Origin of the sequence: Cyanobium sp. Tous-M-B4 (assembly GCF_024345395.1) — a bacterium.
Taxonomy (GTDB): domain Bacteria; phylum Cyanobacteriota; class Cyanobacteriia; order PCC-6307; family Cyanobiaceae; genus Cyanobium_A.
On sequence record NZ_JAGQBA010000001.1, the window covers coordinates 455,634 to 480,158 of the forward strand.

Below are 24,525 nucleotides of genomic sequence, written 5' to 3' on the forward strand. Positions count from 1 at the left end.
TGCCTTAAGTCGTTCTAATCGTGCTCGTGCCTCTCTCTCCTGTTCCCGTTTTCGTATGAGGTCTGCTTGGGCGAATTGGATATGTTGTGGCGGTTCGTCTCTATGAACTCTTTGTTTTCCAATTGCTGTAGTTCGATATCCAATCATTTGCCAACTCCTTTTATGTAAATTGTTTTAATCATATTCTCAACAAATTGTTCTGGTTTGAGAGCAGAAGGTTTTGATTTCTTCGCTATTTCCAATAACATCTCATAATAAACGGAGTCAATGTGAATAGGTTTCTTCATCCTCGAGCACCCGCTATATCTAGACACCGGTAAGTGTTGTATTCATTCAAGATACGGAAAAGAGTGTTTGCCTTATCGGTGTTGAACTCTGTTGCGTAGTCATCAAGAAGGTCCAAATATCTGGCATTCCTGCGGGAGACAGAAAGGCATAAAGTTCTTGGTGCTGTTTTGGTTCGGTTCATTTTTATAAAAGTAAGGTTATGGTTTGTAGAAATCACTAGCGGGAAAGATTACAACATCAGTAAAGTCTGCTTTCCCGTGTTGATAATCTTTTAGGCAGTATCTCACTGTTGTATCAAGGTCTATTGGTTCTAGTAAAAGTTCGGTCTTCACCGAGTATTGGAAACGATTGACCCACTCACTCGCCCGGCGGATACAAGCATTCACGAGTTCCTTTTTTAACTCATCAATATCATTCCAAACTAGGTCCTTGATTGGAACACCCATCCTGCCGTCGTCACCCAATAACCGCCTGATTTTCCTGTTGGGTTCTTCAATAACACAATCTCGGATTTGTGAGGTAATGATATTTAGGTGATACTTGCCCTTTTTCTCAACCTCTCCATCTTTGTTAAGGATGTCCTTATGGCGTTCTTGGAATGCCCAAACCCCATCCATACCAAAGGTTTCTTTGAGTGAATTCCTGACGATTATGGCGGTTCTTTCGCATTCGTATTTGTCCCAGAACTTTCGTATTAAACTTGGAGGCAGTTTAATATGGTTGTTGTCGTAAAATCCAAAGTAGACCACACTATAAACATAAGGGTAGTCTTCTCCTTCGCTTACTTGTTCGACTAGAGCGTTGATAATCTGTGCTGTTCCCGTTGATGAAATAATAGTATTATTCATAATTATCTTATAAAAGTGTAGTGTATGATAGTAGTAATTCAATAATACGATATTATTCTATTGATAATCTATTGGTGTCCAATATAATGTCTTATAGTATTAACCAAACTAACTGGTATGTGGTATGTATTTTCTATTGAAATATGAAGCATTACCACATTCATATTATTGTATTTTACATATACTATGTATATCAATAATTTCCCCAAAAGAGTTTTGTTTAGGTTTCGTAACAAGTCGCAGGGTAAGACAACAAGAAATATCCCTCTTTAATACGAGTGTAATCATATTTATTTCAACCTTTTTTATCTTGCGAAAGTGTATATGCTCTCGATATTAGATGATTACCTTGCCTCTGCCTCCACAAATATCCTTCTTATTGTTGAAAGACCCAACCCGGTTTGCTCCCTGATAGAGCGGTAGGAGCACCCTTCTTCCCGAAGGCGAAGAACCAGTTTCTCTTTGGGAGCATTCGTTTTGGGGCGTCCTCCAAGTTTTCCACCAGTCGCCCTGCGGTGCTGGATGCTTTCCAAAGTGCGTTCCTGAACCATCGAGCGTTCGCACTGCGCTATGCCTGTGATGAGACCGATGATTACCGGAGCGAACTTGCCCAAACCTTTGGTGGAAACCAGACCGTCGAGGGTTCTTATGTGTATGCCCCTCTCTTGGAGGTCGTGAAGGCGATTTATGACCGAGCGTTGGTCCCGCCCCAATCGGTCCAATTTCGCCACCACAAGTTCATCACCCTCCACCAGAGCGTTCAGTGCTGCTTGGAGTTGGGTTCTCTCGCTTTCTTTCGTGCGTGTGCTGATCACCTCGCTGAATACAGCGGAGCACCCCTCCGCTTTCAGTAGGGCGACCTGCGCTTCAACTGATTGATGGGCGGTGCTTACTCGGGCATATCCAATGGAACGGGCAGTCATTTGTTCCTAAAACGGATGTTCCCATTACTTTATCAACCGAACACCCTTTTGGGAACATTTCAACCCACCTTTTTGCTGGGTTTTTCTGGTGTTCTCGGGTGTGCCCGTATCCGTTCGGTTTCTGGAACAGGTTTTTGCTGCTTGACTTTGCCCTGACCGTGCTCCTGCTGCTGTTCGCCGCTGCCCCCCTGTTCCTTTTGGTGTCTGTCGCTTAACATTTCCCCAACGCTAAACCCAACGGTAAAGAGGTTGAGTTCATCATCTTGGAGTGCGATGCCGCATCGTGCCGCATCCAGCAGCGATGAGCGATACACGCCCCAGTGGGTTCTGGATATTGCCGTCAAACTTATGGGCGGCATCGACTTGGACCCTTGTGCCGACCCCTTAAAGCGAGTGCCTGCTGCTCTTCATTACACGAAGGAGCAGGATGGTCTTGCGAGGGCGTGGGCGGGGAGGGTCTTTCTAAACCCGCCTTATAGCGGTGCTACTGACTGGTTCCGCCATCTCTGCATCTATATGGAAGCAGGAGCAGTGAGCGAGACACTTGTGCTTGTTCCAATCACCTCAATCCACAGTAAGGGTGCTGCGCTGCTGATGAAGCAGTTTGCCGCTGCCCTGTGCCTCTGTTATCGGCGATTTAATTTCCTTGATGCCGATTACAAGGAACTGCCGGTATCAACTCCAATTCCACTTGCTCTTGTTTATGCCGGCGGTTCTGTGGACCGTTTTCTTGAACTTACAAGTCGGCACGGATACGGTTTGATGATCCACAAATCCCCGCCCAACCGAAGGCAGGTTTCCTGCTCGTATTGCGGTGATGTATTTTTCGCCAGTCGGTCGACGGCACGGTTTTGCGGAACGACCTGCAGGGTCGAGGCACACAGAAAGAAGGCACAGGAAAGTTCAGTTATCTAACCAACTCATATCTTCAGCACCTCCTTTCAGTTTCCTTCCTTTTCCAAGTATTTGTGTGCTTTCATCTGCTCTGTAATGGAAATAATGGTCTTGGATGTATTTGAGCGAGGTATCAGTATTTGCAGCGACAATCGCCACAGGAACACCCCTCCGAAGGTTCATCGTGATGTAGGTATGCCTGAAACTATACCAAGTAATATTTTTACCAGTATGGATATTGATTTTCCGTAGGTTGTTGCTGTCATCCTCCGCCCAATCTGCTAACCCTGCCTCGACAAGCATTTGCCGCAGACTGTCCTTCCATATTCGGTCGCTGAAAGGTTCTCCAAGTTTTTGATTTGTAAAAAGGAAGTCATCTGGTTTAAGGAACTTGGATAACTTGCGAAGTTTTTGTAGATGAATTGCTATTGGTGCTGATATTCGGTATGAGCGTCCAGTTTTCGTTGCTTCTGCTGGAACATCAATAGATACCCAGATTTTCCGCTCTTCTTTTGGAATAGCGGTGTTTTCACTCATATCTCTCCACCTCAATTTTTGTAGTGATCCAATCCTGATGCCTGTATCCATAGAAATCCGCATCGCCCAATAAATTAGTTCTCTGTGTATTAGTTGTAATCTTGTTCTCTGGGAACCAGCGTGAGTAACATCTTCATACACCACATACTGCCCCGAACTGTTCTTCTCAATATTTCCATTCTTATCTTTTCTCGTGTTCCCTTTAATCCAGTAGAGGCGAGCAGTTCTTTCTATAGTCTCCCATTCCTTATCGGTCAAGTCATCACGCCTGTGTCTCTTGTCTTTTGATAACTTGATGTTTGGGATTTCTGGTGTGCTGTCTCTCGTGAGAAATCCATTTGCTACTGCTACTTCCTGAAAGCATCTTCGCAGCGTTGAGAGTTCTTGATTTATTGTGCTTGGTTGTGGTGCCGTTTTGCCAAGTTCTTTTATCCGCTCTTTTCTCCACGCATCGTATGTTAGAAATGCGTTTCTCTTTATTTGATGAACTGGTTTCTCATCATTATTGAGGAACTCTCTCAACCATCTAACTTGACTTTCTAGCAGTCGGTATCTTGTTTCTGTGATGCCCTCGTGAGGAATGTTGTTTATCCTCCGGCGTTCTTTTAGAAGAAACCTTTCAGTCATCTCTCCAAATGTCAAAAGTGCTATTGCTTCTCCCCGTTCGCTTTTTCCTTTGAGTTCTACAAATCTACTTATTCCAAGAACCCACGCTTCATCTTGTCCTTTGATTGTCTGCGGCGGATGTTTCCCATTACCGTCTTTTAGAACAAATCTATGCCGTTTGGTTGTTTCTTTATCGTAAAAATAGAGACACCACCTTCCTCCTCTTTTGGCGTCTCTATAAACATAGGCATTCCTGTCGCTGGGGATATCTTTTCTGTCTAGGATGAATTGGTTGGTGGTAGATGCTGATTTTGTTGCCTTCGCTGCTAACGCTTTGCTAACGGCAGCACCGGCACGACTGGGTTTTTCCATCGTGCCCTCTTGCTGCTAACGGTACGCTAACACTAGCACCAAGTGCTAAAACCGTTGGTATCACTGGTTATTGAGTGCTATGTCCGCATCAACGCCGATTACACGACGTAGTCATCTGAAAGCAAACCAATCGAGTCTTTGACTTTTTGTGCCTTCAGTGCTCTGTATCAATTCCAGGCCTTTTATTCCCCCATCCTGCTGATACCAGGGGTCTTGGCAGAGAGCTTTGAAAGCTCGCCGCGCTTCCTCCAGGGATGGGAAATCACCGACCTTCACGACGCCCCAGGCATCGTGGGTGTTGATGCTGAAGCTCATCGCCGTTGGAATTCCTACAGTGATTAAAGGTCTTGGTCGAGGAGAGCAGCAGCGATGAGCAACCCCCTTTGGATGCTTGTGCCCTGGGCGGTTTTTGCCATCGCTGCAGGGATCAAGTTTTGGCGCCTGACCAGCCTGTTCCGCAGGCACCTAATCGGCGCACCGTCCAGCACCGAGCAGTTCAGGAGCTCCCTTGAGCGAGCCTGGGCGAAGGACCAGCAGGCGGCCTGACAGAGGGCTGAGATTGCCGTTACAAATTGTGATATAGTTGAGTTTGGTCATCGAGCGGTCCTGGGCGGGTCCGCTTTTTTATTGGCTTTTATTTGTTGATCGCTCTCCAGATCCACCAAATAACCAGCCCCAGTAGCGCCCATGGCAGCAGCGCTCGAAATACAACTGCCACCAGCAACACCACCAGCAACGACACCGCGGTGCGCTTTGTCAAAGCCTTCGCCTCGTCGCTCATGAAGCGCCAGCGGGGGATCAGGGCCATCTGCTCTTAGGTGGGGACTCACCCCAGCAAAGCCCCTCTCCCTAGATTTGGCATCTATGGCTCAAGTGGCTTCGGTTTCAGCAACTCCGCCATCCCAGCAACGCCCCCGGTGGCAGGTGCCATTGCTTGTGGGCTTTTGTTTTGGTCTCGGTTATGGCGTCACCCAGCGGCTGCTTGCCCTGCAGCTGCCATCCCTGGTGCGCCTTGGTCAGGGCTTTGAGGTGCGGCCCTTCCCGGGCACCTCGCTTGAGAGCCTGCGGCTGCGGTTTGGCGCTGAAAACCAGGACATCCGCGGTGACGCCGATCTTTTGCAGTTAGAGCAGCACCCCGATACCGCTGCCCCCGCCGCCAGCGAAGCTAAGTCGCCCCAGGAGATGCCCTCGCCCGCGGCTGAACCGGAAGCCCAGGCTGTCCCGGCTGACGCGCCCAGCCTGGATGCCCCGCCGCCTCCAGAATTGCCCGGCGCTGATCTGCCACAGTCCACTCCTACTGCCGGGCCCCAATGAGTGCGCCGCAATCGCTTGTGCAAGCTGCCTTGCAGCGCTTGGGGGCCCGCTTAGGCAGCGGCCTCGTTGATGCGGCCGCCAATTTGGCTCTGCTGGCCCAGGACGCTCCGGAGCGGCTGCGGCAGGAGTTTCGGCTTTTCTGGGACGAAGTGGAAGCAGAAGCTGCCCGGATCGAGAGGGACGACGAGCCGGAGGTCGCCATCACGGCGCCGTCTGCGGATATCCAGGCTCAAATCGATGCCCTGCGCGCCCGGGTGGCTGCCATGGCTCGCCGACTGGACCAGGATTCGTGATCCTGCTTAGGCCTCTGCGCATCTGGTGGTTGGCCCTGGCCCTGCTGCTCGGTCTGTGGTGGGACGGCCAGGCCTGGAGCTATTTAGGTGGTGTTACTCCTGAGCGGCAGCGGAGCCGTCAGAGCCGCCGGGCCCGCTGGCTTACCCAGGAGTTCCTTGGGCTTGGCTCAGCCTTCATCAAGCTGGGCCAATTGCTTTCAGCCCGTCCCGACGTGCTGCCCGCTGAATTAGTGGAGCAGCTAGCCACCCTGCAGGACCGGGTGCCCGCCTTCCCCTTTGCCGTGGTGCAAGACCTGCTGGAGCAGGAGTTGGGTGAGCGCTGCGCCGAGATCATTGACCTGGAGAGCGAGCCGCTGGGTTCGGCCAGCCTGGCCCAGGTGCACCGCGCCAGCCTGCGCAGCGGCCGTCAGGTGGTGCTCAAGGTGCAACGCCCCGGCTTGGAGCGCACCTTCCGGCTTGACCTTGAGGTGATGCAACAAGTTGCCGCGGCGGTCCAGCGCCATCCCCGTTGGGGTCGCGGCCGCGACTGGATCGGCATTGCCCAGGAGTGCCGGCGGGTGTTGCTCAGAGAGCTCGACTTCCGGCTGGAGGCCGAGCACGCGGCTCGCTTCCGCCAGCAGTTTCTTGACGATCCCGGCATCCGCATTCCTGCCGTGGTGTGGGAATTGAGTACCCGCCGGGTGCTTTGCCTCGACTATGTGCCCGGCATCAAGATCACCGATCGCCAGGCCTTGCTGGAGGCTGGAATCGTGCCCGCCGCCGTAGCCGAAAAGGGCGCCGCCAGCTACCTGCAGCAGCTGGTGCGGTTTGGCTTTTTTCACGCCGATCCCCACCCCGGCAACCTGGCCGTTGCCGCCGATGGGGCGCTCATCTACTACGACTTCGGCATGATGGGTCAGCTCTCCAGCCGCCTGCGGGGCCGCCTGGGCAGCATGGTGCGGGCAGCAGCTGGCCGAGACGCAGCTGGTTTGGTCAAGGAGCTGCAGCAGGCGGGTGTGATTGCACCTGGCGTTGATCCGGGCCCGGTGCGGCGGCTGGTGCGGGTGATGCTGGAAGAGGCGCTGACGCCTCCCTTCTCCGCCAATGTGCTTGAGCGCCTATCGGGCGACCTTTACGACCTGGTTTACGGCCAGCCCTTCAGGTTGCCCCCAGAGCTGATCTTTGTGATGCGGGCCCTCTCCACCTTTGAGGGGGTCGGCCGCAGCCTCGATAGCGGCTTTAGTTTGGTAGCGATTGCCCGCCCCTACCTACTTCCTCTAATGACTTCAAGTGGTGGCAGTGGCGGTGGTGCAAATGACCTGTTCAATGAAATCTCGCGCCAGGCGGCAGAGGTAGGCAGCCGCGCCTTGGGTATTCCCAAACGATTAGACGACAGCCTGGCTCGCATCGAGCAGGGCGACCTGCAGGTGCAGATTCGCGCCGGCGAAACGGATCGCCTGCTACGGCGCTTGGCCCTGGCCCAGCAGGCTGCTGGTCAGTCGATGCTGCTAGCTGGTTTGGGAGTAGCAGCCGCCCTGCTGGCGGTCAGTGCCCGGCCCGCTTTAGTGATAATTCCCCTGCTGGCCAGCCTGCCTGTGGGGCTCAGCTGGATCAAGCTGCAAGGCCGGCTTAAGCGCGATGGCCGGATTGATCAATTGCCCGGCGTGGGTTGAGCTTTTTGCTGGTTTGGGGCTTGTAGGTGTACATCGCCTCATCAGCTTTTGCCCAGGTTTGCTCCAGGGTGGTCCGCGGTTCACTCATCGCTGCACCAATCGAAGCTTGAACGCCGCAGGCTTGCAGGGCATCCCGCAGGCGATCCACCAGTTCATCCAAGCCGGAGGCGCTGGGGTTGAACACCATCAGCGCAAACTCGTCGCCGCCAACGCGGGCCAGTAAATCCGTGCTGCGCATTTGGTCGCCCAGCTGGCTGGCTGCGATCTTGAGCACCTGGTCGCCCATCTGATGGCCCTGCTCATCATTGATTTGCTTGAAGCCGTCTAGGTCAACCACCACCAGCCCGTACTGATGGCCGTGTCGCTGGCGGCGGCTCTCTTCAAGATTGAGGTTCTCATCCCAGGCGCGGCGGTTGGCGATGCGGGTGAGCCCATCGGTGCGGCTCTCGCGCAGCAGGGCTCCATTGAGCCGGCGTAGCCGGATCTCCGAATTGCGACTCACTAGCACCACCGTGATGGTGGCCAGTGAACCCATCAGAAAAACCAGGGCAGCGGCCTGCCAGGAGCTCCAGTTGAGCCGGTTGTGGTCAATGCTCACTTGAGTGCTGACCAGCTGGTTGGCAAAGGGCACGATGCGTAGCCCTACCAGTTTTTGGTCTTCTGGCTCTAGCTCAAGCTTGGGCAGTGCCCGATGCAAGCTCGCTTCGTCCTTGAGCACCTGGGCCGGGTTGAGAGTCACGCCTACGTCAAGTTGGCTAGCGCCACTTGGAAAGAGCGCTTGCAGGGTTGGATCCTGATCGCGGCCACCGATTGCCAACATGCTGGCCGAAAGATTTACCAGGGCGAAGGCTGCTTTTTGCTTGCCCCGTATGTTCCATGGACCGTAGATAAAAGCTGTCCAGCCACTGGTGCGGCCCGGAATTGGATAGGCCCGCACCGCCAGAGGGGCAAGGTTGTAGCCCAATTCATTGCAGTGGTGCTGATTTAAGTCGGCCCTGAGCTCAGGGGAGGCGTCGCTCAGGGCGGTGCGTACTGATCGAGCCTGGGGATCGTTGCGGGGGTCTAGAGGTAAACGGCGCAGGATGGCCAGGCTTTCCCGCTGGGAGATGCTGCTGGTATGAAAATCTTCGAGATCCCAGCTGCCGAGGCTGATTACGCCGATGGTCGCGTTGGGATCGGGATCGGTGCGCTCACCCTCTGGTTCCCCGTTTTGCACATCGCTGCGAGCCAGGGAAAGGGCTGTGAGCGAGCGGGCAATGGTGGTGCACTTGGCAGAGGCCAGGTGACTCACCACCGAGGCCCCAACCGACTCCAAAGGCTCGTGTAGGAGTTGATAGGTGAATACGGTCGCTCCAGCCGTAACAACCATGCCTATAGCGCCGAGCATGGCTGATAGGCGCGTAAAGCCCTTTGCGTTGAACTCTGGGCTTTTTGCTTCGAATTCAGACGCCACCAATTTGGCGGGAGGGTCTTGGGCGGAGGGTGCCAACAGCGCCACCTCCGGGCCCTAAGTGATTAGGCAACTTTAATGGCTGACCCTAGCTTTTTTTATTTATTGTCCCCTAATGGGGGAGGTGTAAATACTTAGGCTTTGCCGCGGGGGCCCCGGTCTTCGGCGCCGGCGTAGATCGCCTGGCTGCCGAGTTCGTCCTCAATCCGGAGCAGTTGGTTGTATTTAGCCACCCGATCGGAGCGACTGAGGGATCCGGTTTTGATCTGGCCGGCGCGGGTGGCTACGGCGAGGTCGGCGATGGTGGTGTCTTCGGTTTCGCCGGAGCGGTGGCTGATGACGCTGGTGTAGCCAGCCCGGCCGGCCAGATCGATCGCCTGCAGGGTTTCGGTGAGCGAGCCGATCTGATTCACTTTGATCAGAATTGAATTGGCGACACCAAGGTCGATGCCCCGCTGTAGCCGGGCGGTGTTGGTCACAAACAGGTCGTCGCCCACCAGCTGCACCGTTTTGCCGAGACGCTCGGTGAGTAGGGCCCAACCATTCCAGTCGTCTTCGGCGATGCCGTCTTCAATTGAAACGATCGGGAAACGGCTGGCCAGCTGGGCTAACTGGTCCACCATCTCGGCGCTGCTATAGCTGCCGCCGCCGAAGTTGTAACGGCCATCTTTGAAAAACTCGGTGCTGGCCACGTCCAGCGCCAGGGAAATTTGATCGCCGGGGCGATAGCCGGCCTTTTCGATTGCTTGCACTAGCAGTTCGCCGGCGGCGTCATTGCTGGCTAGGTCGGGAGCGAAGCCGCCCTCATCGCCAACGGCGGTGGAGAGGCCCTGGCTGCTCAGCAAACCCTTGAGGGTGTGGAACACCTCCGCACCCATGCGCAGGGCTTCGCGGAAGCTGCTGGCGCCATGGGGCACCAACATGAATTCCTGAAAATCCATGTTGTTGGAGGCGTGGGCGCCGCCGTTGATCACGTTCATCAGCGGCACCGGCAACAGGTTGGCCAGCGGGCCGCCTAGGTAGCGGTAGAGGGGCAGGCCGACGCCGTTGGCGGCTGCCCGGGCGGTGGCCAGGCTCACGGCCAACACAGCATTGGCACCGAGGCTGGACTTGTTGTCACTGCCGTCGAGTTCGGCCATGGCACCGTCCACGGCGCTCTGGTCAAGGGCGCTGAGGCCACAAAGGGCCGGGGCGATTCGCTCTTCGATGTTGTTGACGGCCTGGGTGACTCCCTTGCCGAAGTAACGGCTGCCGCCGTCGCGCAGCTCATGGGCCTCATGGGCGCCGGTGCTAGCGCCACTCGGCACGATCGCCCGGCCGCTGGCGCCTCCCTCCAGCAGCACCTCGGCTTCCACCGTGGGTGTGCCGCGGGAATCCAACACCTCCCGTGCCACGACGGTGTCAATAACAAGGTCGAGGGAATCGATCACGTTGACGTGCCATTGGCGCTCTCTGTTGCGATCCTATGGGTCACCCCCACCCACCCATTTGTGCTGATGGGTACCGCCCTTGGGGTTGCTCGCCACAGTTGCTCGCCACAATGGAATTTGTTGTGCCCAGGTTGATGCCTGGCCTGATCCGCTGATGCGCATGCTGCACACCATGCTCCGGGTTGGCGATCTGGAGCGCTCCCTCACCTTTTATACGGAAGTGTTGGGGATGCGGATGCTGCGCCGCAAGGACTATCCCTCAGGTCGTTTCACCCTCGCCTTTGTGGGTTACGGCGAGGAGCGGGATACCACCGTGCTGGAGCTAACTCACAACTGGGACACCAGTCACTACGACCTTGGTGCGGGCTATGGCCACATCGCCCTAGGCGTGGAGGACATCCAGTCGGTTTGCGATGCAATCCGCTCTAAGGGCGGCAAGGTGGTGCGCGAACCCGGCCCGATGAAGCACGGCAACACGGTGATCGCCTTTGTGGAAGATCCTGATGGTTACAAGGTGGAACTAATCCAGCTCTCCTCCCGCGGCTGACCGCTAAGCCCATGCCCCCAAGCCTCACCAGCGAACCAGATCGCTTCAGCGAAGACGCCTGGGAGTTGCTTTTGTCCTCCCAGGACACGGCTCGCCGCTGGCGCCATGGCGCCATGGATGTGGAGCATCTGCTGCAGACCCTGCTGCTGGAGAGACGCTTCGGGCGCTGGCTGGATCCCCTGCCGCTTGAGCCAGATCGCCTGCTCGATCAGCTCGAGAGTTTCTGCGTCGACCAGCCCGGCAGCGCCGGTGGTGAGTTGTACATCGGCGATGCTCTCGAGGATCTGCTCGAGGATGGCGACCGCTGCCGGGCCGCCTGGGGCGACCCTCTTTTAGACGTATCCCACCTGCTGGTGGCATTGGTGCGCGATCCCCGGATCGGGGCGCCATTGCTGGTGGCTGAGGGGCTCAGCGAAGACTTGCTGCAACGCCAGTTTCGGCCTGGCTCCCCTGCCAGCCCAACCCCACCGGCTCCTGCTCCCCCGCAGGCGCCAGCTCCCGCCCCCGACGCCTGGATCGATGCGGGCCCGTCTCCGCTGGCGCCGGTCGCTGCCGCCCCACTTGCAGCCCCACTGGTTGCCGCCCCACTGGAGCAGGAGCCGCCCGAGCCCAGTGCACTGGAGCTCTACGGCCGCGACCTCACCGCAGCGGCCCGGGCTGGCGAACTCGACCCGGTGATCGGCCGCGACCTGGAGATGCGCCGCCTGATTCAGGTGCTCTCACGCCGCAGCAAGAACAACCCGGTGCTGATCGGTGAGCCCGGCGTCGGCAAAACCGCCGTGGCCGAGTTGCTGGCCCAGCGGATCGTGGCCGGCGAGGTGCCCGACTCGCTGCAGGGTCTGCGGCTGGTGGCCCTGGATTTGGGCGCCTTGATCGCTGGGGCCAAGTTTCGCGGCCAGTTTGAGGAGCGCCTGCGGGCCGTGCTCAAGGAGGTGCACGACGCCGATGCCGTTCCTGGTGCCGCCGGGGTGGTGCTGTTTATCGACGAGCTGCACACGGTGGTGAGCGGCGATCGCTCCAATGCCGACGCCGGCAGCGTGCTCAAGCCAGCCCTGGCCCAGGGCTACCTGCGCTGCATCGGCGCCACCACCGCCGAGGACTACCGCCGCAGCATCGAGAAGGATCCCGGCCTGGATCGCCGCTTCCAGCAGGTGCTGATCAAAGAGCCAGGCCTCGACACCTGTGTGGAAATTCTGCGGGGTCTAAAGGAGCGCTACGAGTTGCACCACGGCGTGGCCATCACCGACCAGGCTCTGGTGGCAGCAACCCGCCTGGCCGACCGCTACATCGCCGATCGCTGCCTGCCCGATTCGGCCATTGATCTGGTGGACGAGGCGGCCGCCCAGTTGCGCATGGAGGTCACCTCCAAGCCCCAGCTGGTGGAAGCTGCCGAAGCCGAGCTGCGCCGAGTGGAGTTGGCCCTGCTCTCGGCTGAGGCGGCGCCGCTGGAGGAGCGGCTGCAGTTGCAGGAGCAGCGCCGCCGCGCCACCGAGACCCTGCTGGCGTTGCAGCAGCGTTGGCAGGCGGAGCGGGAGCGGCTGGCGGAGCTGCGCGAGCTGTTGCAGCAAGACGAAGACCTGCGCCACGCCATCACCGAGGCCGAGCGGGAGGGTGACTATGAGGAAGCAGCCCGGTTGCAGCACGACCAGCTCAATGGCTTGCAGCAGCGTCGCGAAACCCTTGAGGCCGAACTGAAGGGGGAGACGATCCTGCGTGAACAGGTGGAGGAGGGCGACATCGCCGATGTGGTGGCCCGCTGGACCGGCATTCCGGTGCAGCGCCTGCTGGCGGGGGAGCGCCAGAAATTGCTGGAGCTGGAGCAACTCCTGGGCGAGCGGGTGGTGGGCCAGCTAGAGGCGGTGGCGGCGGTGGCCGCGGCGATCCGCCGCGCCCGGGCCGGCATGCAGTCGCCAACGCGGCCGGTGGGTTCGTTTTTATTTCTGGGCCCCACCGGCGTGGGCAAAACCGAGCTGGCTAAGGCTCTGGCGGCGGCGCTTTTCGACGAGGACGACGCCCTGGTGCGCCTCGACATGAGCGAATTCATGGAGCGCAACGCCGTGGCCCGGCTGGTGGGGGCGCCCCCTGGCTACGTGGGCTACGAGGAGGGCGGTCAGCTCACCGAGGCGGTGCGGCGCCGGCCCTACGCGGTTTTGTTGCTTGATGAGGTGGAGAAGGCCCACCCGGAGGTGTTCAATTTGCTGCTGCAGGTGCTCGACGACGGCCGCCTGACCGATTCCCAGGGCCGCACCGTGGACTTTCGCCACACGGTTGTGATCATGACCAGCAACCTGGCCAGCCGCGCCATCCTCGACAGTGCAAAGGCGGCACGGGAGGCGGGCGTGGAGCCTGACCAGCAGGCCTGGCGCGATCAGCAGACCTGGCTCGACCAGCAAATAGACCAAGCATTAGCCAGCCAGTTTCGGCCGGAATTCCTTAACCGCATTGACGAGGTGATCCGCTTCCGCCCCCTTGGCCCGGCCGACCTGCAGCGCATCGTGCGCCTACAACTGGCCGAGCTGGCCCGGCTGCTGGCTGAGCAGCACCTGGAGCTGGAGGTGCCGGAGCCGGTGGTGCAGGCCCTGGCTGAGCAGGGTTACGAGCCCGAATACGGCGCCCGGCCCCTGCGGCGGGTGCTGCGGCGCCAGCTGGAAAATCCCCTGGCCACCGAGCTGCTGGCGGAGCGCTTCAGTGGAGCTCGGGGCGTGCGCGTTGAGCCGGGCAATCCCTTGACGTTTGTGCCCCTCGGCTAGGGTGTTCGTTTGCCGGTACGCGCGGACGCCCCCGTGCGCGAGCGCCAGTGGACCAAACCCCCCCAACTCCCGACTCCAAAGAGGCAGAACCCAGCCCCGATGCGTCCATTTCGCCTGCCGCAGCCTCGGCGGTGCCTGAAGGCTTTGCTGCCGCCACCCTGGCGGAGCTCCGCAAAGTCGTTTGGCCCAGCCGTCAGCAGCTGTTTAGCGAATCGGTGGCCGTGATCTTGATGGTGAGTCTCTCGGCGGCAGCGATCGCCGCCATCGATCGTTTTTATGGCTGGGGGGCTAATCAGGTGTTCCGTTGAGCCGATCCGTAGTCGAGCCCCCGTCCGTTGATCCCGTTTCTTTCCTGAGCCCCGTGTCTGAGTCCCTGACCGACAGCCAAAACGAAGCCACCGAGCTTGCGGCCGAAGAGCTCGAGCTTGGGGCCCAAGAGCTGGCGCCCGTGTCTGAGGTGCTGGAAGCACCGGCGCCGGTTGAGAAGATGCAGGTGGCCCGCTGGTACGCCGTGCAGGTGGCCTCCAGCTGCGAGAAGAAGGTGAAGGCAACGCTCGAGCAGCGCGCCGTCACCTTGGGCGTCGACAACCGGATCCTCGAGATCGAGATCCCCCAGACCCCGGGGATGAAGCTGAAGAAGGATGGCTCGCGCCAGAGCACGGAGGAAAAGGTGTTCCCTGGCTATGTGCTGGTGCGAATGGTGCTCGACGAAGACACCATGATGGCGGTGCGCAGCACCCCAAACGTGATCAATTTCGTGGGGGCAGAGGAGCGGCGTGCAACGGCCAAGGCCCGCGGCCACATCAAGCCTCGGCCGCTCAGCCGCACAGAAGTGGATCGCATCTTTAAGCGAGCCGCAGAAAAGAAGGCAGTCGTCAAGGTGGATCTCGCCGAAGGCGATCAGATCCTGGTTACGGCTGGTCCTTTCAAGGATTTCCAGGGTGAGGTGATCGAGGTTTCCGGCGAGCGCAACAAGCTCAAGGCCCTGCTCTCGATCTTTGGCCGGGAAACCCCGGTGGAGCTCGAGTTTTCCCAGATCAGCAAGCAGAGCTAGGTTTCGGCCCCGCTCAGCGGCCGTCTCCCTGCGGAGGGCGGCCGTTTCAGTTCACATCCCCGGCGATGGGGGTGATCCGCAGATTCGCCCCGTAGCCTTAGACGATGGCCAAGAAAGTCGTTGCCGTTATCAAGCTGGCCCTCCAAGCCGGCAAAGCCAACCCCGCGCCGCCGGTGGGCCCTGCCCTCGGTCAGCACGGCGTCAACATCATGGCGTTCTGCAAGGAGTACAACGCTCGGACGCAGGAGAAGGCTGGATATGTGATCCCGGTTGAAATTTCGGTCTTTGAAGACCGCAGCTTCACCTTCATCACCAAGACCCCTCCCGCTTCCGTGCTGATCTCCAAAGCAGCCGGTATCGAGAAGGGTGCCGCCACCTCTGCCAAGGGTTCGGTGGGTGCCATCAGCCGCGCCCAGCTCGAGGAGATCGCCAAAACCAAGCTGCCCGACCTCAACTGCACCAGCGTTGAATCGGCCATGCGCATCATCGAAGGCACCGCCCGCAACATGGGCGTCGCCGTTAACGATTAATTCCACCCCTTATTCGGGGGAGATCCAGGCAGCCTTGATCAGTTCATCTGCTCAACAGCCACGCCCTGAATCGCCCGTACCCCATCCCCACCATGCCGAAAATCTCCAAGCGCTTCTTAGCGCTCAGCGCCAAGGTCGAAGACCGCAGCTACAGCCCTCTAGAGGCCATTGAGCTGGTTCAGACCAACGCCAACGCCAAGTTTGACGAAACCCTGGAGGCCCACGTGCGCCTCGGGATCGACCCCAAGTACACCGACCAGCAGCTGCGCACCACCGTGGCCCTGCCCCACGGCACCGGCCAGGCCATCCGCATTGCCGTGATCGCCCGCGGTGAAGCCGTGGCCGCCGCCAAGGCTGCCGGCGCCGACCTCGCTGGTGACGACGATCTGGTGGATCAGATCGCCAAAGGCGAGATGAACTTCGACCTGCTGATCGCCACCCCGGACATGATGCCCAAGGTGGCCAAGCTTGGCCGGGTGCTCGGTCCCCGCGGCCTGATGCCCAACCCCAAGGCAGGCACCGTCACCACCGATCTGGCTGGCGCCATCAACGAGTTCAAGGCCGGCAAACTTGAGTTTCGCGCCGACCGCAGTGGCATCGTGCACGTGCGCTTTGGCAAGGCCAGCTTCACTGCCGCCAACTTGCTCGAGAACCTCAAGGCCCTGCAGGAGACCATCGATCGCAACAAGCCCAGCGGTGCCAAAGGCCGCTATTGGAGGAGCCTCTATGTGACCTCCACCATGGGCCCTTCGGTGGAAGTCGACTTCTCGGCCCTGCAGGACCTCAAGCAGGAAGGCTGAGTCGCCGCTCCAGCTGCTTGAACAGCAGCGAGGCCGTGGTGGTCATCACTAGATACACCAAGGCCACCGCTAGGTAAACCTCAAACGCCCGGTAGCTGGTGGCCACCACCAGCTGCCCTTGGCGGAAAAGTTCGTCGAAGCCGATCACCGCCGCCAGGCTGGTGTCCTTAATCAGCGTGATGAACTCATTGGCTAAGGAGGGCAGCACCCGCTGCAGGGCCTGGGGCAGGATTATCAGCTGCAGCGCCGTTAGGGGCTTGAGCCCCAGGGCCCTTGAGGCCTCCCATTGGCCTCGGTCAATGGAAATAATTCCTGCTCGTAGGGTTTCGGCTAGGTAGGCAGCGCCGTTTAGCCCTAGGGCGAGCACGGCTGCGGCGAAGCGATCTAGTTGCAGCTCTACTCCCAGTTGGCGAGCTAGGGCAGGCACGCCGAAGTAGATCACGAACAGCTGCACCAAAATTGGCGTGCCGCGAAAGAAGTCGACGTAGATGCGGCAGCAGCGCTGTATCACTGGGTTGGCACCCAGTAGCCCTGCAGCTACTAGGCCGGCGCCGATTAGGCCTAGGCAGAAGGAGCAGAGGGTCAGCGCCAGGGTCACGCCCGCACCGCGGATCAAATTGCGCAGCAACTGCACCCCGTCAAGTCCGGCGCTATCCCTGCGGCTATCGAGAGCAGGGGCTCGCTGGGGCAGAGCTGGCGGGCTCTGCCCAAACCACCGCTCATAGATACGGGCGTAGCTGCCATCGGCCAGTACCTGGCCCAGCCCCTTGTTTACTGCTTCGCGCAGGCCAGAGCCCTTGGGGAAGGCGATGCCGTAGAAGTCGCTGGTGAGGGGCTTGCCGGCGATCTCGATGCCATCGAGGCCAGCGGTTTCGATCGCATACAAGGTGGCAGGAAGGTCATTTACGTAGGCCTCCACGTGGCCGTTTAGGAGCTCCTGCAGGGCGAGAGGACCTGAATCAAAGGTGCTCAGCTTGGCTCCGGGCACGGCTGCCATGGCCTTTGCGCCGGTGGAACCGATCTGAACGGCGATCGTGCGTCCTTCTAGATCCTTGAGGTTGGCGATGCCCCGGGTGCCTCCCCGCACAACTATGCCCAAGCCAGCGGCAAAATAAGGGCGCGAAAAGTCGACGGTTTCTGCCCGCTCGGCGGTGATCGTCATGGCGCTGATCGCCAGGTCGAGGTTGCCCGCTTGCAGGGCAGGTATCAGGCCATCGAAGGGCAGAGCTGTGAGCTTGAGCCGCTGGCCAGTGCGCTTGGCGATCGCTTCGATCAGCTCGATATCGAAGCCCCGCAGCTCGCCGCTGGCCCCATCAGTCATGCCGAAGGGGGCATAGGTGGGATCGGTGCCTACGGTCCAGGCGGGGGTCGCTCGGGCTGGAATCGCCAGGCTTACCACCAAGGCCAGCACCAAGGCCATCACCATGCTGAGCAACATGGTGCCGCGGCGGCGAGAGGCAGGCATGGCTGAGCTCAGGTATGGGCAGTGTGTAGTGTGGACCTCTGGCTTTGTCCAGAAGGGCACGCGCCCTACCCCAGACAGCAGGTGGATTTCGGTCCATAAGCCCTGCCGAGGTGATCGCGACAGGTTTGGCACCAGGAAGGATTCGTCCGGAAGGGTTGTGGAGCGTGCAGCGGCCTCGAGTTGACCTTCCCCTTGGGAAAGTCAACGTCCCGGGCCGCGTTCCCGGCTTGTTCCCCTGATCCGTTCCTTTCCTATGGGCCGCACGCTGGAGAGCAAGCAACAGATCGTCGATGAGCTCAAGGTGCTCCTCGGCGAGGCCGAAATGGCGCTTGTCCTTGATTTCAAGGGCTTGTCCATCAAGGAGATGTCTGATCTGCGGATTCGTTTGCAGGCCAGCAAGGGGGTGTGCAAGGTGACCAAAAACACCTTGATGCGCCGCGCCATTGATGGAAATACCGCCTGGTCGAATCTCGATTCCCTACTCACCGGCACCAACGCCTTCGTCCTTGTTAAGGGCGATGTAGGCGGTGCGGTGAAGGCCGTGCAGTCCTTCCAGAAGGACACGAAGAAGTCTGAGGTGAAGGGTGGCCTTTTCGAAGGCAAACTCCTCTCCCAAAACGACATCAAGGCCATCGGGGATCTGCCCACCAAGGAGGTGCTCATGGCCCAGATCGCAGGTGCGATCAATGCCGTGGCTACCAAGCTGGCCGTGGGTATCAACGAGGTTCCGTCCGGTCTTGCCCGGGCGCTCAAACAGCACGCCGAAGGCGACAGCTGAGCTCCCCCGATCCGACTGTTCACAAACAGATCTGTTGCTGATTCTCAACCATGTCCGCTACAACCGACCAAATTCTCGAGTCACTGAAGACTCTTTCCCTGCTTGAAGCTTCCGAGCTCGTCAAGCAGATCGAAGAGGCTTTTGGTGTATCCGCCGCCGCTTCCGCGGGCGTCATGATGGCCGCAGCTCCCGCTGCTGCTGCTGAAGCCGCCGAGGAGCAGACCGAATTCGACGTCATGCTCGACAGCTTTGACGCCGCTGCCAAGATCAAGGTTCTCAAGGCCGTCCGCGAAGTCACCGGCCTCGGCCTGGGCGAAGCCAAGGCTCTGGTGGAAAGCGCTCCCTGCGCCATCAAGGAAGGCATCGCCAAAGGCGAAGCCGAATCCATCAAAAAAGCTGTGGAAGAAGTCGGCGGCAAGGTTTCGATTAAGTGATCGATTGGGCCCTTTGAGGCCCTATCACCTTCCTACCAACGTCTTTCGTTGCCATCAGACCGGCCCCACCAGGGCCGGTTTTTTGATGCAGTAACTAATAAAAAGGAGGGACCAACAAAACGATGTGACCAATAAAAAAGCCCCGCCAAAGGCAGGGCTCTGAGTTGGAACGATTCTGGGAGTCTGTCCTCGTTTCGACCCCGGAAGAGCGTTCCCACTCCTCACACCCCAGAAACTTAATGGCAGGCTTTGGGATCGGCTAGCTGGACTGGGACTCTCCGGCAACTGGCACCCGGGCATCAATCGCGGAAGGGAATTACTGGCAAGCGAATCGGGCCCTGGCCCATGCCCTGGGCCAGCAGGCTCGGGGGGGCAACAGGCGGCCGCAGGCCGAGCTGGGCTCCAGGCCTGGCTGGGGGTTGGGAGCTGCCGCTGGCTGCGGCTAGTAGCTTGGGCAGGGGTGCGGCGTTGGCGAAGTACAGGTGATTGAGGGTCTGCTCGCCAAAGGTGCGGCGTTGCAGGTCCCAGCCTGATTCGAGTTTCAGGGCTACAAACCCGTCTCGATCCCGCAGGGGCACCTGGGCGCGGGCAACGACCAGGGTGGTGGGATCGCTGGGGGTGCTGGCCTGCAGTTGCAGTTCGTTGCCGCTCTGGCGCAGCTGCAGCCGGTAGCGACTGGCCAGATCCTGATCGCCGATGCGCAGGGAGTAGCCGTTGCTGTCGAGATAGCGGCTGCAGATGCCGGTGAAGTTGAAGCGGTTGAGGGCCGGGTCGATCAGGCCGTCGGGGCGCTCCTGCCAGCAGCGGGGTTGGGGTTGGATCTGCTCAAGCACCAGCAGGTTCCAGTCGCTGCGCCCCAGGGGCCGCGCCAGCACGGCGAAGCTGCTCGCATCGAGCGGCCGGCTATTGAACAGGTTGGCGGCCTCTGCCCAGGGGGTGAGGGCGGCCAGGGCCGCACCTGCCAGCAGGGCGTTTCGCCAGGGACGGTAGGTTCGGCGCTCTGCCTGGCTCCTGGTCAGGCCCGGTTTGGATGGGTCCATGGCGGGGCGCAGCAAGGGGCAGATGGGTTCTCTAGCGAATTTTCGGGGGTTGTCCAGTGGCGGCTAAGCCGGTGAAAGTGGTGGCTGCGGCCTGTGATGGTGCTTGCAGTGGCAATCCGGGCCCAGGCGGCTGGGGGGCCTTGCTGCGCTTCGAGGATGGCACGGTGCATGAGATGGGCGGCGCCGATCGGGCCACCACCAACAACCGCATGGAGCTCACCGCAGCCCTGGCCCTGTTGGAGGCCATCAAGGAGCTGCCCCGTCCGGACCAGCTCAGCATTCGCACCGACAGCCGCTACCTGATCGATGGTTTCAGCAAGTGGATCCAGGGCTGGAAGCGCAAGGGCTGGCGCACGGCCTCCGGCGGGGCGGTGCTCAATCGGGATCTATGGGAGCAGCTGGACCAGGCCCGGCTTGAAGGGGTGTCCCTGGTGCACGTCAAGGGTCACAGCGGTGATCCAGACAACGACCGCTGTGATGCCATCGCCGTGGCCTTTTCCAAGGGTCAGATGCCGGCCATGGCGGCTGGCGAGGTGATCGCCACTGCCCGGATCGAAGCCGATGTTCCTGCCGACGTCCCTGCTGATGGTCCCAGCACTAAAAACGCCTCCCCTGGACCAGCGATTGCCGACCCGGCCCCTGCTGGCCTGCAGCAGCTGCTGAGCCGCCTTGAGCTAGCCGATCGCTTCGCTGGCCAGGGCTACGGTCTCAGCTTGGTGGAGCTGGCCCAGCTGGTGGAGCAGCCCTTGCAGCAACTGGAGCGCCGCAGTGGCCCCTGGCGCTGGCGCGACTGGCAGGTGTTGCCCCTGGCTGGAGGGCGCTGGCGTTTGCAACGGGACGAGGGAGGATTGGACGCGCGGGAGTAGGCGGCGGCTGATGGTGGATTCAGGCTCATCGAGCAGGGCTGGCACCAGCACGGTTCGCACCAGCACAGATGCTTTGTATGGGCGGCTGGTGGGTCCGCTGCTGGGCCGCGATGACGGCGCTGACGCCGAGCAGCTCAGCCAGCTCACCCTTACGGCCCTGGCCCAGGCCTCTTTGCGGCGCCAGTGGCCCTTGGTGAGTGGCGCCCTGGCGGGCTTGGCCGCTGAGCTGCAGCGCCCCGATCCCCGGCTGGAGCAAACCCTGTTTGGCTGCCGCTTCTCTAACCCGGTGGGCCTGGCGGCAGGATTTGACAAAAACGGTGTAGCAGCAGGGATCTGGCATTTGTTTGGTTTTGGCTTCGCCGAGCTGGGCACGGTCACCTGGCACGGCCAGCCGGGCAATCCCAAGCCACGGCTGTTTCGTTTGGCTGCCGAGCGGGCGGCGCTCAACCGCATGGGCTTCAACAACGGCGGCGCCCAGGTGCTGCGCCGCACCCTGGAGCGCCAGCAGCTGCCGGCACCGGGCCAGCGCCCGGCAGTGCTGGGCATCAACCTGGGCAAATCCAAGATCACCTCCCTGGAGCTGGCCCCCGACGACTACGCCTCCTCCCTGGAGCTACTCGCCCCCCTAGCCGACTATGCGGTGATCAATGTGAGCTCGCCCAACACGCCGGGCCTGCGGGAGCTGCAGGAGGAAACCCTGTTGCGGCGCCTGGTGGAGCGGCTGCGGCGCTTGCCGGCCTGCCCGCCGCTGCTGGTGAAGATCGCGCCGGATCTGGAAGACGACGCCATTGATGCCATCGCCCGCATGGCCTACGAGGAGGGGCTGGCCGGCGTAATCGCCGTGAACACCAGCCTGCATCGCCTTGGCCTGGAGCAGCGGCGCCTGGTGCAGACGGGTCGCACCCTGGCCGAGGAGGCCGGCGGTCTCAGCGGAGTGCCCCTACGGGGCAGGGCCCTGGAAGTGCTGCGGCGGCTGCGGGCTACGGCGGGTCCAGCCTTGCCCCTGATTGGCGTAGGCGGGATCGATTCGGCCGAGAGCGCTTGGGAGCGGATCACCGCGGGGGCGTCGTTGGTGCAGCTCTATACCGGCTGGATCTATGGCGGGCCGGCGCTGGTGCCGCAGATTTTGGAAGGTCTGGCGTCCCAGCTGGATCGCCATGGCCTCAGCCATATCAGCGCAGCCGTGGGCACGGGTCTGGCCTGGCGCTGAAAGTTCGGTAAGTTGCTATAGAGAAAGGATTTACACCTTGGTACTGGCGGGACTCCAAAACACCTGGCGCCCCCTCCGTGCCCAGCTATTTCCCAAATTGGTGATGGTGGATTTGTCCGAGCAGTTGGTGCTTGGCCAGTCCGTTAAACGGGGCCAGCCAGTTGAGCCAGCTTGGTCGGCGCCGATACCGGCGCGCACCTGCCGTAATGGGGTGCCCCAGCTCGTGGATGCCGTGGGCGATTTCATCGGTGATCTGCTGCTCGAGCACGGTGGGATTGATTCCCAGCTCGTGGTGTCCCTGCCCCGCCAGGCGGCCCATTGGCGGGTGGTCGAATGGGCTAGCGCGCAGCAACCCGTGGATTCAATCGATGAGCTACGCGATCTGAACCCGGATCTGCGGCTGCCGTTTGCGTTGGATGACGCTTACGTCGATGTGCAGCCCCTACCTGGAAATACTTCCAGCTCCCTGGTGGTGGCCGCAGATCGCTCGGTGGTGGAGGCCTGGGTGGAGGTGTTTGCGATAGCTGGCGGCACCCTGCAACATCTGCTGCCGGCTCAGGTGTGCTTGATGGGAGCGCTCAGCGATGAGCTAGAAGCCACTCCAGCTTCCACCCTGCTAGCCCTTTTGCAGCAGCTCGACCAGCAGACCGTTCTAACCATCTGGCGCCAGGGTGTTCCTGAATTTGAGCGGCTACTGCCTGGGACTATGCCGGAGTTGTTACCGGCCCTGCAGCAGAGCCTGGATTTTTATTGCAGCCACCATGCACCCAAAGCACCCGTGAGGCTGCTGCTCGCCGAATCAATGCCGGATCTGGAAGGATTGCAACAGGCCCTAGGCCTGGAGGCCGAGCTGCTCGAGCGTGACGGCTTTGGATCCCTTGCGCTGCAAGGACTTGCCGGCCTGGAGTTGGCCCAATGAGCTCCACACCGATGGCCTCCCAGTTTGATCTGCTGCGTGAAAAACGCCAGGAGCTGAATCTGCCCGAGCCAGCTGAGGCCTCTATCCAGGGGCGCCGCTGGCTTGTCCAGGGTGTGGTGATCGGTGCTGCACTGGTTGGCGTCTCCCTTGGCGTGGCGGTATTGGTGTTTTTGAGAGCCTTGATGGTGAGCTCGGCTATCGAAGGCCTAGGCAGCGTGGAAGCGGAGGTGCAGTTGTTTGAAACCCAGCTGAACGCCAGTAGAGCCAAGCTCAATGGGGTGACAAAGGCCAATCAGGATTTGGTTAAGGGCTTGCTGTCAGTGAGATCCGGTTCAGCAGTGCTGCGGGATCTGCAAATGAGGGTGCCTGAGGGAATCCAGCTCACTAGTGCTGCTGAAGAAGGCACTGGTTATCGGCTTAAGGGGCTATCGCGTGATCCCCAGGCTTTTGCCCGTATCAACGCGCTGCAGCTGCAGCTGAAGCGTTCGCCCTTGCTTGATCCAAATTCAATCACCATGGTGAAGGCCTCCCGTGAAGCGGGTGCAGCAAATACACCCCAAGCCCAAGCATTAGTGGCACCGGTCAGTTTTGAGATCCAGGTGAACTTCCGCCCACCGATTAGTCCGCTAGCGGAAAAACAGATCCTCACCCAGCTGGGCTCTGAAGGTTTGGTGCGGCGCCTCGATCTGCTTCAAAAGGAGGGCCTGCTCTGATGACTAATCTTCAAGATGTTGCTAATCCCAATGCCACCAAGTTGCAGCAGCGTTTGCTGTTGGGTGTGCCGATTGGCATTGCTGCGGTAGTTACTGCTTTGATTGTTGGCTTTGGGGTAGTGCCTCAGTGGTTGCGCCTTCAAGCCGACAGTGAACGCTTGGCCCAATTGGAGGAACTCAAGAGCCGCATCCCTCTGCTGAGAGCCCAGATTGCCAAAATTGCCGAGGCCAAGAGCGCGGCAGAGCGTAAGCAGCTGCAGGTGCTGCAATTAATCGAGGGCAGTGGCGAATTTGTCACCTTCCTGGCCCAGTTGGACGCGGAAGCTGCTCGCCAAGGAGTGCAGCTTGATCTCTATGAGCCGGTGGCAGCGCCAGCACCCGTGCCGGCGGTAGAAGCAAAGAAGGGTGAAACGGCTCCGCCCCCACCGCCAGCTTCTCCCATGGAAGCTGCTGGTTTGAAGGCTCAGAAGGTGTTGCTAACTGCTCGCGGTAGTTATCCAAGCCTGCTGGCATTTATGCGAGCTACCGAAAAGCTGAGTGTGCTTGTGAGCCAGAGCAATTTGTCTTTGGCTTTGGTAGATCCAGCTAAGGCCGGAGCTCAGGCTGCGCCTCCGGCGGGTTCTGCTGTTCTAGGTAGTGGCCCAGTGGCGGCGAAAACCGAGCTCAAATTGATGCTGACTTCTTATCAAACCACTGACGGCAAGATAGCTCCGCCAATTCCTAAAAAGTCCTAATTGACTCATTGGCTCCTGGCTTTTCAGAGATATTTTCGCTAAGATTAGATTTGAGTAGCATTGGTCCAGTTGGCAAGC

The 24,525-nt window shown here is 59.6% G+C and carries 27 protein-coding genes; 18 read left to right on the plus strand and 9 right to left on the minus strand.

Going from position 1 to position 24,525, the window contains the following annotated elements:
• Window positions 1-485 precede the first annotated feature (485 nt).
• Window positions 486-1,136: a hypothetical protein gene (locus KBY73_RS02280; RefSeq protein ID WP_254935465.1), complete on the minus strand. Its 651-nt coding sequence runs from the start codon at window positions 1,134-1,136 to the stop codon at window positions 486-488.
• A 344-nt stretch (window positions 1,137-1,480) separates the two neighbouring features.
• The gene (locus KBY73_RS02285) at window positions 1,481-2,059 is read right to left on the minus strand and encodes a recombinase family protein (protein WP_254935466.1); all 579 of its coding nucleotides are present in this window, start codon (window positions 2,057-2,059) and stop codon (window positions 1,481-1,483) included.
• Window positions 2,060-2,332: 273 nt separating this feature from the next.
• Between KBY73_RS02285 and KBY73_RS02290 the strand changes: the two genes are divergently transcribed.
• On the plus strand, window positions 2,333-2,974 hold the full coding sequence (locus tag KBY73_RS02290) for a DNA N-6-adenine-methyltransferase (protein ID WP_254935467.1): 642 nt from the start codon (window positions 2,333-2,335) through the stop codon (window positions 2,972-2,974).
• Here KBY73_RS02290 and KBY73_RS02295 read toward each other — a convergent pair.
• Both KBY73_RS02295 and KBY73_RS02300 read right to left on the minus strand, forming a co-directional pair.
• Window positions 2,963-4,468: a site-specific integrase gene (locus tag KBY73_RS02295; protein WP_254935468.1), complete on the minus strand. Its 1,506-nt coding sequence runs from the start codon at window positions 4,466-4,468 to the stop codon at window positions 2,963-2,965. The genes KBY73_RS02290 and KBY73_RS02295 overlap by 12 nt on opposite strands.
• 111 nt (window positions 4,469-4,579) lie before the next feature.
• The gene (locus KBY73_RS02300; RefSeq protein ID WP_254935469.1) at window positions 4,580-4,783 is read right to left on the minus strand and encodes a hypothetical protein; all 204 of its coding nucleotides are present in this window, start codon (window positions 4,781-4,783) and stop codon (window positions 4,580-4,582) included.
• A gap of 54 nt (window positions 4,784-4,837) precedes the next feature.
• Here KBY73_RS02300 and KBY73_RS02305 point away from each other — a divergent pair, with 54 nt between their 5' ends.
• Window positions 4,838-5,014, plus strand: a complete 177-nt coding sequence (locus tag KBY73_RS02305; RefSeq protein WP_254935470.1) for a hypothetical protein — start codon at window positions 4,838-4,840, stop codon at window positions 5,012-5,014.
• A gap of 88 nt (window positions 5,015-5,102) precedes the next feature.
• Here the strand turns inward: KBY73_RS02305 and KBY73_RS02310 are convergent, their stop codons facing one another.
• A complete protein-coding gene (locus KBY73_RS02310; RefSeq protein WP_193486311.1) occupies window positions 5,103-5,276 on the minus strand; it encodes a hypothetical protein in 174 nt (57 codons plus the stop codon).
• A gap of 56 nt (window positions 5,277-5,332) precedes the next feature.
• Between KBY73_RS02310 and KBY73_RS02315 the strand changes: the two genes are divergently transcribed.
• Genes KBY73_RS02315 through KBY73_RS02325 form a run of 3 tightly spaced genes read left to right on the plus strand, consistent with a single transcriptional unit; the run spans window position 5,333 to window position 7,727 of the window.
• Complete coding sequence (locus KBY73_RS02315; RefSeq protein WP_254935471.1) at window positions 5,333-5,782, plus strand: hypothetical protein; 450 nt, start codon at window positions 5,333-5,335, stop codon at window positions 5,780-5,782.
• 29 nt (window positions 5,783-5,811) lie between these two features.
• A complete protein-coding gene (locus KBY73_RS02320; RefSeq protein ID WP_315858392.1) occupies window positions 5,812-6,075 on the plus strand; it encodes a hypothetical protein in 264 nt (87 codons plus the stop codon).
• Window positions 6,075-7,727 (plus strand): AarF/ABC1/UbiB kinase family protein, encoded by a 1,653-nt coding sequence (locus KBY73_RS02325; RefSeq protein WP_254935626.1) that lies wholly within the window; start codon window positions 6,075-6,077, stop codon window positions 7,725-7,727. The genes KBY73_RS02320 and KBY73_RS02325 overlap by 1 nt, the downstream gene beginning before the upstream one ends.
• Here KBY73_RS02325 and KBY73_RS02330 read toward each other — a convergent pair.
• Window positions 7,684-9,114, minus strand: a complete 1,431-nt coding sequence (locus KBY73_RS02330) for a GGDEF domain-containing protein (protein ID WP_254935473.1) — start codon at window positions 9,112-9,114, stop codon at window positions 7,684-7,686. The genes KBY73_RS02325 and KBY73_RS02330 overlap by 44 nt on opposite strands.
• 197 nt (window positions 9,115-9,311) lie before the next feature.
• The gene (gene eno / locus KBY73_RS02335) at window positions 9,312-10,607 is read right to left on the minus strand and encodes a phosphopyruvate hydratase (protein WP_254935474.1); all 1,296 of its coding nucleotides are present in this window, start codon (window positions 10,605-10,607) and stop codon (window positions 9,312-9,314) included.
• A 154-nt stretch (window positions 10,608-10,761) separates the two neighbouring features.
• Here eno and gloA point away from each other — a divergent pair, with 154 nt between their 5' ends.
• From gloA to rplA, 6 genes are all read left to right on the plus strand, one after another.
• Window positions 10,762-11,154, plus strand: a complete 393-nt coding sequence (gene gloA / locus KBY73_RS02340) for a lactoylglutathione lyase (protein ID WP_254935627.1) — start codon at window positions 10,762-10,764, stop codon at window positions 11,152-11,154.
• A gap of 11 nt (window positions 11,155-11,165) precedes the next feature.
• Window positions 11,166-13,904 (plus strand): ATP-dependent Clp protease ATP-binding subunit, encoded by a 2,739-nt coding sequence (locus tag KBY73_RS02345; RefSeq protein ID WP_254935475.1) that lies wholly within the window; start codon window positions 11,166-11,168, stop codon window positions 13,902-13,904.
• Window positions 13,905-13,951: 47 nt separating this feature from the next.
• Entirely contained in the window at window positions 13,952-14,212 is a 261-nt protein-coding gene (secE, locus tag KBY73_RS02350; protein WP_396096432.1) for a preprotein translocase subunit SecE, read from the plus strand.
• A gap of 131 nt (window positions 14,213-14,343) precedes the next feature.
• A complete protein-coding gene (gene nusG, locus KBY73_RS02355) occupies window positions 14,344-14,958 on the plus strand; it encodes a transcription termination/antitermination protein NusG (RefSeq protein WP_254935629.1) in 615 nt (204 codons plus the stop codon).
• A gap of 104 nt (window positions 14,959-15,062) precedes the next feature.
• Entirely contained in the window at window positions 15,063-15,488 is a 426-nt protein-coding gene (gene rplK, locus KBY73_RS02360; RefSeq protein WP_106632872.1) for a 50S ribosomal protein L11, read from the plus strand.
• A 92-nt stretch (window positions 15,489-15,580) separates the two neighbouring features.
• Window positions 15,581-16,288: a 50S ribosomal protein L1 gene (gene rplA, locus KBY73_RS02365; RefSeq protein ID WP_254935476.1), complete on the plus strand. Its 708-nt coding sequence runs from the start codon at window positions 15,581-15,583 to the stop codon at window positions 16,286-16,288.
• On the opposite strand, the gene KBY73_RS02370 is transcribed toward rplA, so the two are convergent.
• A complete protein-coding gene (locus KBY73_RS02370) occupies window positions 16,272-17,753 on the minus strand; it encodes an ABC transporter permease subunit (RefSeq protein WP_254935477.1) in 1,482 nt (493 codons plus the stop codon). The two genes, rplA and KBY73_RS02370, sit on opposite strands and share 17 nt — an antisense overlap.
• Window positions 17,754-18,006: 253 nt before the next feature.
• Between KBY73_RS02370 and rplJ the strand changes: the two genes are divergently transcribed.
• Together rplJ and rplL are read left to right on the plus strand one after the other, a co-directional pair.
• Window positions 18,007-18,531 (plus strand): 50S ribosomal protein L10, encoded by a 525-nt coding sequence (rplJ, locus tag KBY73_RS02375; RefSeq protein ID WP_254935478.1) that lies wholly within the window; start codon window positions 18,007-18,009, stop codon window positions 18,529-18,531.
• 50 nt (window positions 18,532-18,581) lie between these two features.
• The gene (gene rplL / locus KBY73_RS02380; protein WP_254935479.1) at window positions 18,582-18,965 is read left to right on the plus strand and encodes a 50S ribosomal protein L7/L12; all 384 of its coding nucleotides are present in this window, start codon (window positions 18,582-18,584) and stop codon (window positions 18,963-18,965) included.
• A 299-nt stretch (window positions 18,966-19,264) separates the two neighbouring features.
• Here the strand turns inward: rplL and KBY73_RS02385 are convergent, their stop codons facing one another.
• A complete protein-coding gene (locus KBY73_RS02385) occupies window positions 19,265-20,005 on the minus strand; it encodes a DUF3747 domain-containing protein (protein ID WP_254935480.1) in 741 nt (246 codons plus the stop codon).
• Between the two features lie 71 nt (window positions 20,006-20,076).
• Between KBY73_RS02385 and KBY73_RS02390 the strand changes: the two genes are divergently transcribed.
• From KBY73_RS02390 to KBY73_RS02410, 5 genes are all read left to right on the plus strand, one after another.
• Complete coding sequence (locus KBY73_RS02390; RefSeq protein ID WP_396096436.1) at window positions 20,077-20,871, plus strand: ribonuclease H; 795 nt, start codon at window positions 20,077-20,079, stop codon at window positions 20,869-20,871.
• Window positions 20,872-20,881: 10 nt separating this feature from the next.
• Window positions 20,882-22,081, plus strand: coding sequence for a quinone-dependent dihydroorotate dehydrogenase (locus KBY73_RS02395; RefSeq protein WP_254935482.1), 1,200 nt, complete (start codon window positions 20,882-20,884; stop codon window positions 22,079-22,081).
• Window positions 22,082-22,184: 103 nt separating this feature from the next.
• On the plus strand, window positions 22,185-23,000 hold the full coding sequence (locus KBY73_RS02400) for a hypothetical protein (RefSeq protein ID WP_254935483.1): 816 nt from the start codon (window positions 22,185-22,187) through the stop codon (window positions 22,998-23,000).
• Window positions 22,997-23,713, plus strand: coding sequence for a PilN domain-containing protein (locus KBY73_RS02405; protein WP_254935484.1), 717 nt, complete (start codon window positions 22,997-22,999; stop codon window positions 23,711-23,713). The genes KBY73_RS02400 and KBY73_RS02405 overlap by 4 nt, the downstream gene beginning before the upstream one ends.
• Window positions 23,713-24,447 carry a hypothetical protein gene (locus KBY73_RS02410; protein WP_254935485.1) on the plus strand — a complete coding sequence of 245 codons (735 nt, stop codon included), beginning with the start codon at window positions 23,713-23,715 and terminating at the stop codon, window positions 24,445-24,447. Before KBY73_RS02405 ends, KBY73_RS02410 begins: the two co-directional genes overlap by 1 nt.
• Window positions 24,448-24,525: the final 78 nt, after the last annotated feature.

Coding starts and splice junctions, on each gene's coding strand:
- KBY73_RS02310 (WP_193486311.1), bottom strand. CDS start 5,276: ATGGCCCTGATCCCCCGCTGGCGCTTCATGAGCGACGAGGCGAAGGCT.
- KBY73_RS02290 (WP_254935467.1), top strand. CDS start 2,333: ATGCCGCATCGTGCCGCATCCAGCAGCGATGAGCGATACACGCCCCAG.
- rplK (WP_106632872.1), top strand. CDS start 15,063: ATGGCCAAGAAAGTCGTTGCCGTTATCAAGCTGGCCCTCCAAGCCGGC.
- KBY73_RS02400 (WP_254935483.1), top strand. CDS start 22,185: ATGGTGGATTTGTCCGAGCAGTTGGTGCTTGGCCAGTCCGTTAAACGG.
- KBY73_RS02315 (WP_254935471.1), top strand. CDS start 5,333: ATGGCTCAAGTGGCTTCGGTTTCAGCAACTCCGCCATCCCAGCAACGC.
- KBY73_RS02370 (WP_254935477.1), bottom strand. CDS start 17,753: ATGCCTGCCTCTCGCCGCCGCGGCACCATGTTGCTCAGCATGGTGATG.
- KBY73_RS02330 (WP_254935473.1), bottom strand. CDS start 9,114: ATGCTCGGCGCTATAGGCATGGTTGTTACGGCTGGAGCGACCGTATTC.
- KBY73_RS02405 (WP_254935484.1), top strand. CDS start 22,997: ATGAGCTCCACACCGATGGCCTCCCAGTTTGATCTGCTGCGTGAAAAA.
- rplL (WP_254935479.1), top strand. CDS start 18,582: ATGTCCGCTACAACCGACCAAATTCTCGAGTCACTGAAGACTCTTTCC.
- rplA (WP_254935476.1), top strand. CDS start 15,581: ATGCCGAAAATCTCCAAGCGCTTCTTAGCGCTCAGCGCCAAGGTCGAA.
- KBY73_RS02410 (WP_254935485.1), top strand. CDS start 23,713: ATGACTAATCTTCAAGATGTTGCTAATCCCAATGCCACCAAGTTGCAG.
- gloA (WP_254935627.1), top strand. CDS start 10,762: ATGCGCATGCTGCACACCATGCTCCGGGTTGGCGATCTGGAGCGCTCC.
- KBY73_RS02300 (WP_254935469.1), bottom strand. CDS start 4,783: ATGAGCTTCAGCATCAACACCCACGATGCCTGGGGCGTCGTGAAGGTC.
- KBY73_RS02285 (WP_254935466.1), bottom strand. CDS start 2,059: ATGACTGCCCGTTCCATTGGATATGCCCGAGTAAGCACCGCCCATCAA.
- KBY73_RS02280 (WP_254935465.1), bottom strand. CDS start 1,136: ATGAATAATACTATTATTTCATCAACGGGAACAGCACAGATTATCAAC.
- KBY73_RS02295 (WP_254935468.1), bottom strand. CDS start 4,468: ATGGAAAAACCCAGTCGTGCCGGTGCTGCCGTTAGCAAAGCGTTAGCA.
- KBY73_RS02305 (WP_254935470.1), top strand. CDS start 4,838: ATGAGCAACCCCCTTTGGATGCTTGTGCCCTGGGCGGTTTTTGCCATC.
- KBY73_RS02395 (WP_254935482.1), top strand. CDS start 20,882: ATGGTGGATTCAGGCTCATCGAGCAGGGCTGGCACCAGCACGGTTCGC.
- KBY73_RS02385 (WP_254935480.1), bottom strand. CDS start 20,005: ATGGACCCATCCAAACCGGGCCTGACCAGGAGCCAGGCAGAGCGCCGA.
- KBY73_RS02345 (WP_254935475.1), top strand. CDS start 11,166: ATGCCCCCAAGCCTCACCAGCGAACCAGATCGCTTCAGCGAAGACGCC.
- rplJ (WP_254935478.1), top strand. CDS start 18,007: ATGGGCCGCACGCTGGAGAGCAAGCAACAGATCGTCGATGAGCTCAAG.